At 68.6% G+C, this 5,777-nt stretch carries 5 protein-coding genes; 3 read left to right on the forward strand and 2 right to left on the reverse strand.

Translation table 11 applies throughout. The features are described 5' to 3' along the window. Positions 1 to 70: 70 nt before the first annotated feature. Both KIH74_RS35530 and KIH74_RS35535 read right to left on the reverse strand, forming a co-directional pair. The gene (locus KIH74_RS35530) at positions 71 to 391 is read right to left on the reverse strand and encodes a helix-turn-helix domain-containing protein (RefSeq protein ID WP_214160853.1); all 321 of its coding nucleotides are present in this window, start codon (positions 389 to 391) and stop codon (positions 71 to 73) included. After that, positions 384 to 761, reverse strand: coding sequence for a type II toxin-antitoxin system RelE/ParE family toxin (locus KIH74_RS35535; RefSeq protein ID WP_214160854.1), 378 nt, complete (start codon positions 759 to 761; stop codon positions 384 to 386). Before KIH74_RS35535 ends, KIH74_RS35530 begins: the two co-directional genes overlap by 8 nt. Positions 762 to 1,344: 583 nt before the next feature. On the opposite strand from KIH74_RS35535, the gene KIH74_RS35540 reads away from it, so the two are divergent. The 3 genes from KIH74_RS35540 to KIH74_RS35550 are packed head-to-tail and all read left to right on the forward strand — an operon-like array spanning position 1,345 to position 5,508. Continuing rightward, positions 1,345 to 3,846, forward strand: a complete 2,502-nt coding sequence (locus tag KIH74_RS35540) for a LysM peptidoglycan-binding domain-containing protein (protein ID WP_214160855.1) — start codon at positions 1,345 to 1,347, stop codon at positions 3,844 to 3,846. A gap of 41 nt (positions 3,847 to 3,887) precedes the next feature. After that, positions 3,888 to 4,643: a hypothetical protein gene (locus KIH74_RS35545; protein ID WP_214160856.1), complete on the forward strand. Its 756-nt coding sequence runs from the start codon at positions 3,888 to 3,890 to the stop codon at positions 4,641 to 4,643. A 31-nt stretch (positions 4,644 to 4,674) separates the two neighbouring features. Further along, entirely contained in the window at positions 4,675 to 5,508 is an 834-nt protein-coding gene (locus KIH74_RS35550) for a hypothetical protein (RefSeq protein WP_214160857.1), read from the forward strand. Positions 5,509 to 5,777 lie beyond the last annotated feature (269 nt).

Consider the following 5,777-nt stretch of genomic DNA (forward strand, 5'->3'; position numbering starts at 1 on the left):
CCCGGCTTTGCCCAGCTGGCCTCACCGGCACAGCCGTTCTATCCTCGGGGCGGCCCGAGTCCAAAATCCGTTATGCGATCTTGAGTTGCTCGTCCCCGAAGTCGGCGATGAGTTTGAGTGTTCCGCCCAGTGATTCGACGTAGCGCTGTAGTACGTCCTGGGTGGAGACGTCGCCGTTCTCGATTTGTGAGACCCGGGCGGTGCTGACGCCCATGCGATCAGCCACCTGGGCCTGGGTCAGGTCTCGACGCTTACGTAGTTCAGCCAGGCGCCAGCCGCGTGCCTGGTCGAGCATCTCCTGCACGGAGGCGTCGAAGCCGGCCTGCCCGCCTGCTGTCTCTATGGCCCGTTCAAGATGATTGCTGTCGCGCCAACGTCGCGGCTCAGTCACGGCCACCCTCCCTCTTGCGTGTGTCCAGGTAGTCTTCGTACAGGTGTTCTGCCTCTGGAATGGCGGTGCGGTACCAGCGGGTCCATTGGCCTGACTTGTCGCCGGCGACCAGCAGGACAGCTGATCGGTACGGGTCGAACACGAACAAGATCCGGATCTCTGTTCGACCGGAGGACGGTGGCCGCAACTCCTTCATGTTCGGCAGGCGGGAGGCCGTGATCGTGTCCACCAGTGGACGACCCTCGGTCGGGCCGTTGCGCTCCAGCACGAGAATGGCCTGATTGACCAGACGGTGACTGTCCCGGTCGCTGGCATAGAGGGTGTCAAGGAACTGCTCGACGCCCTCGGTCAACAGGATTTCCCACTCCATACGACCCCCACCCCGAGTTCTTGGAATTTAAGGATAAGCTTAACCAGGGTCCAGGGTCCAGCTTGGGCCTGTGCGTAGGCAGAACCCACCGGCTCCGAACAGGCTGCATGGGTAGAAGATTGACCGGCTCGCCTGGCGGCTCGAGCACGCCCCCAGGCGCTCAGACGCACCGCCACGGTCCACTCCGAAAGCCAGGGCTGCGTTCGATGTGGCGGTAAAGCAAGTCGGCCTATCTGGACAAGGACATCGTGATCGCAGAAAGCATGGGCTTTTGGGTCCGAAGGTCCCGGCGACACTTCCCGGAACAGCCTTCGCCGCGGTGAGGGCCGCTGGTGGAAGGAAGTCTGGACGGTTTCTCCTCTTGCCTGGTGGCAGTCCTTGATCCCTGTTAAGGAGGTCCGATGCCGCCAAAGCCACGCCAGCCAGTCCCGACCTCGTCAAGATTAGCCGAGAACACGGGGCTGCGGTCCCATTCGGTCACGGCGCTCGCGTGGCGCGGACGGTGCCCAGCCGGTGGGCTGAGCCGAGGGAGGCAGCCGTGCGACGGCTGAGGTTCCTGGCCCGTGCTGCGGTTGCTGGTTTCGTGCTCGGGCTTCTGCTGGTGGGGGCGCCCGCCGGCCTGACGATTGTGTCCGGTTCCCCATGGGCGTCCGCCGGTTGGCTGGTGCAGGCGGTGCAGGAAGCGCAGACGGTCCGGGCGCTGGCCCGGTTGGTGGTGCTGGTCGGCTGGTTCTGCTGGTTGATGGTCGTCATGCAGGTCGGGCAGGCTGTGGTGAGGATCCAGCGCAGCCGCCTTCGTCCAGGTGGCCCTGCGGAGGCCCAGAAGACGCGTCGGGTGGGCCGGACGGGCTTGGTCGGCGGTCTGGTGGTCTCGACGGTGGCGGTCTCGGCGACCTCTGCTGCCGCGCAGGTTTCGGACGCCGCTCATGGTCAGCGTGCAGTAGCGAGCCCGGAGAGGGCGTCCACACGATCGGCTGGCCGGCAGGCGCCTGCCGGCACCCGGACGGTGGTGGTCCAGGCAGCGGGTCATAGCTCGACGTTGTGGGGTCTGGCGCAGGAGTACCTCGGGGACGGCGTGCGCTGGCGGGAGATCTGGCAGCTCAACGAGGGGCGTCGCCAGCCGGACGGGCATGTCATGACGACGCCGAGCCTGCTCCGGCCAGGATGGCGGATCCAGATCCCGCCCGCTGATGGGCCCACGAAGACGGCTGAGCCGGCGAGACATGAAGACGCTGCCGGGGAGAGTTCTCGCCGTCTGCGGTACACGATCGCCGCGGGGGACCGGCTGGGGGACATCGCCGTGCGGTTCCACGGCGATTTCGGGGACTATCGGCGCATCCAGCAGGCCAATCCACGCGCCATCACCGACCCGGACCAGATCCAGGCGGGCGAGACCATCGTGTTGCCGGCCACTGCCAGGGATCGCGGTGCGAGCGCTCATGCTGCCGGCCGCCTGGCATCGTCGCCGCGGGTGGGCGGGGAACAAGACCGGGATGGTTCCTCGAAGGACGATCCGGAACCGGGTTCGTCGACGGCAAGCCCGGTTCCGGAGACCGCCGCACCCACGCCTGGCGCCTCGCTGGTGCCGTCTGCGGCGTCCACGGCCAGCGGCTCGGCGGGGATTCAGGAAACGAGGGAAAACGATTCATCGGCCGAGGATTCCGGTCTCGATAACGAGGCGCCCTGGCTGGTTCCGGGTGGTCTGATCGCCTTGATCGCTGTCCTGGGTTTGCGGGCTCGGCGGCGCACACGACGGCGGGGCCGGCACCTGGACACCGGGCGCCGTCGGGCAGAGCACGAGCCGGGGGCCGGGTCCGGGCCGGTTGTGGAGGAGGAGCGAGAGGAACTGCTGGGTGAGGGGTTCGGCGAGTTCGACGATCATCGTGGGTACCGGGATGCGGCGATCGATCAGGCGCGGCTGGTCATCCAGGAAGTCGCAGCAGGCCTTGACCGCGACGCCGCACCCGCCGCACCCGCTGCGCCCGCCGCACCCGCTGCGCCAGCTGCACCCGCTGTGCCCGCTGTGCCCGTCGTCATCAGGCAGCAGCACGTTCCGATGGACGTCGCCCATCGGCCCGAAATCCGCAGCGAGAGTGAGGACGTCCCGGTGGCGGAAGCGCCTGCGCACCGGTCACCGCTCCAGTCGCCGGAACTGGGTGCTCCCGGCCCAGCGACGCCCTCTCCGGAGAGTCCACCGGCCGCGCAGGGATCAAGGATCCCGGGCGGGGAGCGGGAGGGTCTTGTGTCCGTGCCGGTTCCCGTCGAGGAGCATGATCCGGCCGATCATGAGGATCCGGTGGTGGGGGCCGGCGATCACCGGTCAGGAGCGCTGCGCAAGGTCCCGGACCTGCACGAGCCGACCCCCGAAAGTGCCACTGTTGAGCCGTTCTCGCGGTGGAGCGCTTTCGCCGGGCCGGGAGGAAGACGCGGGCTGGAACCCGCGGAACGGGTGCGGGTCGTGTTGTTCGGGGACCCGGCCGTCCTGGACCGTGACGGTCGTCGGGTCCAGGGACTGCGGCGTCCCGCGTTGCAGGTCTTGCTGTATCTGGCGCTGCACCGCGACGGTGCGCACGTGGACGTACTGCGGGAGCTGATCTGGGCCGATGTCAGTTTGAGTAAGGCGAACAAGCGGATGTCGACGGAGATCGCCAACCTGCGCAGGACGGTCCGTACGGCCCTGGGCGACCCCGAGGACCTCTCGGTGAACGCGGTGGTCAACAGTGGAAGTCATTACGGGCTGGCGGGTTTCCTTGACATCGACGTCCATGCTTTTGAAGATGCGCTGCGCACAGCGGAACTGGAACCGTCAGGTTCCGCCGGCCGGGAGAAGGCGCTGTGGCGGGCGGTGGACCTGCACACCGGACGTCTGGGGGACCGGCCTGCTCTGGACAGTCCCTGGCTGGCCCCGCACCGGCGCCGGCTGCTGCGCGCCGGCGCCAAGGCCCGGGTGGCGCTGGCCGAGACCATCCACGCCGACGAGCCGGACCAGGCCCGTTCCCTGCTGCACGAGGCCGCGGCGCTGGGTACCAACGACCAGGTCATCACCCAGTACGTCACCCAGGCCCTCGCCCGTCTCAGCGCCTGAGCATCTCATTCCACGGTATTCGCTACAGCGGAGGGTTTTTCATGTCCATGTCCACGGCTGCCACCGGGCTGGCCGGGTGGGTGCGAGCAGATCCCGACCGGGCGTGCGCCGCGCTGGTGCTGACCGGGCTGGGGGCGATCTCCCTGGTCGGGTCGGCCACGCACGTCCTGCACGTCGGTGCCCGCCCGGAGGTGAACGTCACCGGGTGGATGGTCCTGACCGTGGCCGGGAGCCTGGAGGTCCTGGCCGCCTACGCGGCCTGGGAAGTGCGCCGGCGCAACGGCTTCAACCGTCTCGTCCCGGCCCTGGTGCTGATCCTGACGGTGGTCTTCATCGTGCTGGCCAACCTGGCCGCCGCCGACCCGGTCTCCTGGGCCGCGCACCTGCCCTGGGCCGAAGCGTTCGCGGTGGCACCACCGGTGTCGTTCCTGTGCGTGGCCGGCATCGCCGAGACCCGTGGCTGGAAACGCGCCCGCCGCACCAGGACACCGGCCACGAGTGCCGCACGAAAAGCGATCAAGAGCAACAAGAACCAGAAACAAGAGCAGGCTCGCCGACAACAGCAGCGCACCAGCCGGCCGTCCCCTCCGCAGGACGTCCCGGCGGGCATGACGGTCCGGGCGGGGGAGCGGCGGACCCAGTCGATCCTGCGCTGGCTCGAGGAAGGACACACCGCCGAGACCATCCGGGCCCACGGCCCGCACGTGCTGGGGGTCAGCGCCGTCACCGTCAAACGCGACATGCGCGGCGTCGGCATCGCCGGTCGTCGCCGGGGCGAACCAGTCTCCGCCGCCTGACCGATTCCCCCAAGCGAGAGGTGACATCTTCATGGTCTGGTTCAGCATCGACGACGGATTCTCCGAGCACCCCAAGGCCCTCGGCATCGCCCGCACCCACCGGCTGGCCGCCCTGGGATTGTGGACGGTCTGCGGCATCTGGTCGGCGCAGCAACTGACCGACGGGCGCCTGAGCGCCGCCCTGGCCCAGGAGAAGGGCGGCCGCCCGGCCCTGACCCGCGCCCTGGTCGATGCCGGGCTCTGGCACGACCATCAGTCCACGTGCACCCATGCCGCCCGGCACTGCCCGGGCATCCCGGCAGCCGGCGGCCTGACCTTTCACGACTGGTTCGACTGGCAACGCAGCCGCCGCCAGATCCTGCGCGAGCGGGAGAGGAAGTCCGCCGCCGGGCGCGCTGGTGGCAAGGCCTCCGGGGCCAGCCGCCGCGGCACGGCACGAAGCAGACACGAAGCACCTGCTTCGCGACTGGTTCAACCCCCTGTCCCCGTCCCTGTCCCTCACCTCAACCCTTACCTTCTGAGTTTGGTCTGTCGTCGTCTGTTCGACGACGCCGCACCAGCACGCCAACCGCTCGAGGAACTCCTGCGGCAGTGGCAGGACGCCGCCGGAAACGCCGACCTGGAATCCGAACTGCGCAACTTCCTGCTCCACAACGTCGACACGCCCCTGCGCAACCCGCCGGCGGCCCTGCTGGGCTGGCTGAACCTGGCCGCCACCCGCGCCTCCCAGCCCGGACCGAAAGCCGTTCTCGGATGCGCGGACTGCATTGCCGGATGGCTGCCGGAACACCCGGAATCCGGCATGCCCGTGCCGTGCCCACGGTGCAAACCGCACCGCTACGCGCAGCATGTCGATTCCTCGTGATGATGCCCTCAAAACGGCCACCCGGCAACGGATACGGCGATCCAGGACAGGACCGGGCCGCGCCTACCGGCGATCCATCACGTCTGTGGCATCACGGCCGGGCCCAGTCGGCTCGATCGCCACGGCTTCGTTCCCGGGCGCGTCCACTGAGCTGTCAAGGCCCCCGGACCTGTGCTCCTGATCCTGACAGCGTACCGCCGGACCAGCAACAGCGCGGCCACAGCTACCGTGGCCATCCCCGAGAAACCGAAAGCTTCGATGAGAGAAAC

Origin of the sequence: Kineosporia corallincola (assembly GCF_018499875.1) — a bacterium.
In the GTDB taxonomy this organism is placed as follows: Bacteria; Actinomycetota; Actinomycetes; order Actinomycetales; family Kineosporiaceae; genus Kineosporia; species Kineosporia corallincola.

Excerpts from the sequence above, each read along its gene's own strand:
- KIH74_RS35550 (WP_214160857.1), top strand. The coding sequence starts at position 4,675 with ATGGTCTGGTTCAGCATCGACGACGGATTCTCCGAGCACCCCAAGGCC.
- KIH74_RS35535 (WP_214160854.1), bottom strand. The coding sequence starts at position 761 with ATGGAGTGGGAAATCCTGTTGACCGAGGGCGTCGAGCAGTTCCTTGAC.
- KIH74_RS35545 (WP_214160856.1), top strand. The coding sequence starts at position 3,888 with ATGTCCATGTCCACGGCTGCCACCGGGCTGGCCGGGTGGGTGCGAGCA.